This is a genomic window from Actinomadura sp. GC306, from assembly GCF_004348665.1.
Taxonomy (GTDB): domain Bacteria; phylum Actinomycetota; class Actinomycetes; order Streptosporangiales; family Streptosporangiaceae; genus Spirillospora.
The window spans coordinates 1-4,190 of sequence record NZ_SMKM01000402.1; the positions used below are offsets into that span (position 1 = coordinate 1).

4 protein-coding genes and 1 pseudogene are annotated in these 4,190 nt (G+C 74.7%); 3 read left to right on the forward strand and 2 right to left on the reverse strand.

Going from position 1 to position 4,190, the window contains the following annotated elements; genetic code table 11:
* A pseudogene (locus E1200_RS35080) lies at positions 1–174 on the reverse strand (spermidine synthase); the annotation flags it as partial.
* Between the two features lie 74 nt (positions 175–248).
* On the opposite strand from E1200_RS35080, the gene E1200_RS31655 reads away from it, so the two are divergent.
* Positions 249–1,061 carry an SDR family oxidoreductase gene (locus E1200_RS31655; RefSeq protein WP_131956075.1) on the forward strand — a complete coding sequence of 271 codons (813 nt, stop codon included), beginning with the start codon at positions 249–251 and terminating at the stop codon, positions 1,059–1,061.
* Positions 1,062–1,118: 57 nt separating this feature from the next.
* On the opposite strand, the gene E1200_RS31660 is transcribed toward E1200_RS31655, so the two are convergent.
* Positions 1,119–2,144, reverse strand: coding sequence for an Rv2578c family radical SAM protein (locus tag E1200_RS31660; protein WP_131956077.1), 1,026 nt, complete (start codon positions 2,142–2,144; stop codon positions 1,119–1,121).
* 177 nt (positions 2,145–2,321) lie between these two features.
* On the opposite strand from E1200_RS31660, the gene E1200_RS31665 reads away from it, so the two are divergent.
* Positions 2,322–3,923 carry a family 10 glycosylhydrolase gene (locus E1200_RS31665; protein ID WP_131956079.1) on the forward strand — a complete coding sequence of 534 codons (1,602 nt, stop codon included), beginning with the start codon at positions 2,322–2,324 and terminating at the stop codon, positions 3,921–3,923.
* Positions 3,924–3,976: 53 nt separating this feature from the next.
* Positions 3,977–4,177, forward strand: coding sequence for a DUF3040 domain-containing protein (locus E1200_RS31670; protein ID WP_131956081.1), 201 nt, complete (start codon positions 3,977–3,979; stop codon positions 4,175–4,177).
* Positions 4,178–4,190 lie beyond the last annotated feature (13 nt).

Genomic DNA, 4,190 nt, shown 5'->3' on the forward strand with positions numbered 1-4,190 from the left:
GTTCTGCACGGCGGCGCGGACCAGGAGCCGCTCGGACGCGCCGCCGCGGGTGTCCATGAGGAACACGCCGTTGCTGATGATCTCGTAGTGCGCGCCGGCGCGGCGCAGCACCAGCTCCCCGCCGGCCCCCGCGCCGCGGTCGACCACGACCGGTGCCGCCGTGCTCTCGCCCATGGCCCGCACCATAGCCCGCCGGCGGGTGCGGCGGGTCTGGGCGAGGGCGTGCGGTGTGGGCTACGGTGCCGGGCATGCCCGATCCCTCCCCGCATTCCTCCTTGTCCGGCGGGTCGCTGCGCGGCCGCCGGATCCTGGTCGTCGGCGCGGGGACGCGCCCCAGCGACGAGCCGGACCCGCCGGCCGGCAACGGCCGCGCGATCGCGGTCACGGCGGCGCGGGAGGGCGCCCGCGTCGCGTGCGCCGACGTCGACGAGCGCTCCGCCGGGCAGACCGCCGCGATGATCGCCGCCGAGGGCGGGGACGCGTGCGTGGCCGTGGCCGACGTCACCGACCCCGCGTCGTGCGACCGGGTGGTGGCGCAGGCGGCCGAGCGGCTCGGCGGGCTGGACGGGGTGGTGTTCAACGCCGGGATCGGCATCGGGTACGGGCTGGCGGGCACGGCGCTCGCCGACTGGGACCGCGTCCAGCAGGTGAACCTGCGCGCGCCGTTCCTGGTGGGCAAGGCGGCGATGCCCGCGCTGGACGCCGGCGCGGCGCTGGTGTTCGTCGGGTCGCTGGCGGGGACCAAGCCGGGGTCGCGGTCGCCGTCCTACGACGCGTCCAAGGCGGGCCTGGAGGGGCTGGTGCGGCACATCGCGGCCGAGGGCGCGCCGCGCGGCGTCCGCGCGAACGTGGTCGCGCCCGGCCTGATCGACACTGTCATGGGGCGCGCGGCCTCGGCGGGGAACCAGAGCCGCGACCGGGTGGCGGGGCTGATCCCGATGCGGCGGCAGGGCACCGCGTGGGAGGTGGCGCAGGTGGCGGTGTTCCTGCTGTCGGACCGCGCGTCCTACGTCACCGGGCAGGTCGTCCACGTCGACGGCGGCCTGTCCACCCTCCGCTGAGACCCGCGCGGGCGGCGCGCTCCGCAGCCCGCGGGGCGGCCGAGCCGGCGGGCGGTGTCAGAGCAGGGACAGCTGGCGCGGCGGCGGGGGCGGCGAGGGTGATGCGGCGGGAGCGGCGGCGCGGGGCGCGATGCCGTGCTCGGCGGCCAGGGCGCGCACCCGGGCGGAGACGGCGTCCTGGTACTCCTTGGGCGCGTAGGCGCCGCCGCGGTACAGCCGGGCGTAGGGGGCGACGAGGCCGGGATGGTGCTCGCGCAGCCAGCCGAGGAACCATTCGCGGGCGCCCGGCCGCAGGTGCAGCGTGATCGCCGACACCGATGTCGCGCCGGCGGCGGCGATCTCCCGGACCGCCGCGTCCAGCTGCGCGGTGGAGTCCGACAGGTAGGGGATGACCGGGCCCATCAGCACGCCGCAGCCGATGCCGGCGTCGTTCAGCGCCGCCACGGTCTCCAGGCGGGCGCGGGGCGGCGGGGCGCCCGGCTCCACCAGCCGCGCCAGGTCGCGGTCCACCGATCCGGCCGACACCGCCGCGCTCACCCGCGTGCGCTCGGCGGCCTCCAGCAGCAGCGGCAGGTCCCGCAGGATGAGGGTGCCCTTGGTCAGGATCGAGAACGGGTTGGCCGCGTCGCGCAGCGCCGCGAGGATCGCCGGCATCAGCCGGTAGCGGCCCTCGGCGCGCTGGTAGCAGTCCACGTTGGTGCCCATCGCGATGTGCTCGCCCCGCCACCGCGGCGCCGCGAGCTCGGCCCGGAGCCGCTCGGCCGCGTTGACCTTCACCACGATCCGCGAATCGAAGTCGGCCCCCGAGTCCAGATCCAGGTACTCGTGCGTCTTGCGGGCGAAGCAGTAGGTGCAGGCGTGGCCGCATCCCCGGTAGGGGTTGACGGTCCAGCGGAACGGCACCCGGGACGCCTCGGGGACCTTGTTGACGATGGTCTTCGCGTGCACCTCGTAGAAGGTCATGCCGCGGAACTCGGGGGTGTCGATCGTGCGGGCGACCGCGCGGCGCTCGATCAGCGGCGCGTCCGGCGGCGGCGCGCCCGGGGCGTCGCCGGCGTCCAGCCGCAGATGGTCCCACCGCACGCGCGGCTCCTCTCGAACATGTGACCGATGGAGAACGTGCCGCAAGTATGGAACGTGTGTTCGAAGATCGCAACGCGGGGCGGCCCGGAAAGGGACGGGCGGGGACCACACGGGCACCACCGGGCGGAGCGGGTTCCGTACGCAGCATCGCCGCGCGTGGGTAACAATGGGCGCGCTATGTGGCGATCCAAGTTCCGGACGGTGGCGGCGGCACTCACGGCGGCGATGGCGGCCGGGGCGCTGGCCGGCTGCGGCATCCCCCAGATCGGCGGCGCCGGCGAGCGCGCAGGCACCGACCGCGCGCCCGTCCCGGCCGGCGCGCCCGCCGAGTGCGCCGACGTGCCCGCGCCCGGCGACTCCGCGGCGCGCGAGCTGCGCGCCATGTGGATCGCGACCGTCGGCAACATCGACTGGCCCAAGGATCCCCGCGCGCCGGCCGCCGAGCAGAAGAAGCAGTTCGGCCGGCTGCTCGACACCGCCGTGCAGATGAACATGAACGCGGTGTTCGTGCAGATCCGCCCGAACTCCGACGCGTTCTACGACTCCCCGCTGGAGCCGTGGTCGTCGTGGATCACCGGGACGCAGGGCAAGGACCCCGGCTACGACGTCCTGGACTTCATGCTCAAGGAGGCCCACGCCCGCAACCTGGAGTTCCACGCCTGGTTCAACCCCTACCGCATCGCCCGCCACGACGACCTCGGCGCGCTCGACCCCAAGAGCCCCGCCCGCAAGAACCCCGGCTGGGTCCGCGAGTACGGCGGCGGCATGTGGTACGACCCGGGCATCCCGCAGGTGCGGGAACTGGCCACCAAGGCCGTCATGGACGTCGTCGGCAAGTACGACATCGACGCCGTCCACTTCGACGACTACTTCTACCCCTACCCCGAGGACGGCGAGTTCCCCGACCAGGCCACCTACAAGGCCCACGGCGGCGGGACGGACAAGGGCGACTGGCGGCGCCGCAACGTCGACCTGCTCATCGAGGACCTGTCCCGCAAGATCCACGACGCCAAGCCGTGGGTCCAGTTCGGCATCAGCCCGTTCGGGGTGTGGCGCAACAGGACCAGCGACCCCGCCGGGTCCGACACCCGCGCCCTGCAGAGCTACGACGACATCTACGCCGACACCCGCAAATGGATCAAGAAGGGGTGGATCGACTACATCACCCCGCAGCTGTACTGGCCGATCGGCGACCCCCGCGCCGACTACGCCGAACTCGTCGCCTGGTGGTCCCGCCAGGTCGAGGGCACCGACGTGCAGCTGACCATCGGGCAGGGCGCCTACCGCGTCGGCGCCGACGCCGCCTGGAAGGATCCCGCCGAGCTGTCGCGGCACCTCACCCTCAACGACAAGTACCCGCGGGTCCGCGGCGACGTGTACTTCAGCGCCTCCGACATCGCCGAGAACCGCCGCGGATTCGCCGCGCGGCTGCGCGAGGACCACTACCGCCGCCCAGCCCTGCGGCCCGCCGGCACCGGCGGCGACGCGCCCCCGCCCGTCCAGGACACCGCCGCCGAACCCCACGACGGCGGCATCAAGGTCACCTGGCGGCCCTCCCGCGACGCCGCGTCCTACGCCGTCTACCGCGCCGACGGCAAACGCCCCGGCTGCGCGCCCGTGGACCCCGCGCACCTCATCGCCGACGTCCGCGGCGGCGGCATCATCGACCCCGCCGCCCGGCCCGGCCGCACCTACACCTACTACGTCACCGCGCTGGACCGCCGCCACCACCAGAGCGCCCCCGCCCGCGGGGTGACGGTCACCGCCCCCAAGGGATAATGATCATGCTCCGCGGGGAGGAATCCATCACCTGACCCCCCGGAGGTATGAGCATGGCGCTGTCGATGGAGGAGCAGCGGATCCTCACCCAGATCGAGATCCGCCTGCGCGAGGACGACCCGCGGCTGGCCCATCGCCTCGCACGGCTCGGCGCACCCCGCCGCCGTGCCCGCACCGCCGCCCTCGCCGCGGCCGTCATCATCATCGTCGCCGCGGTGGGCGCCGCCGTCGCCGTCGCGGCCGCCGCCCTATGACCCCCCGCCCCCG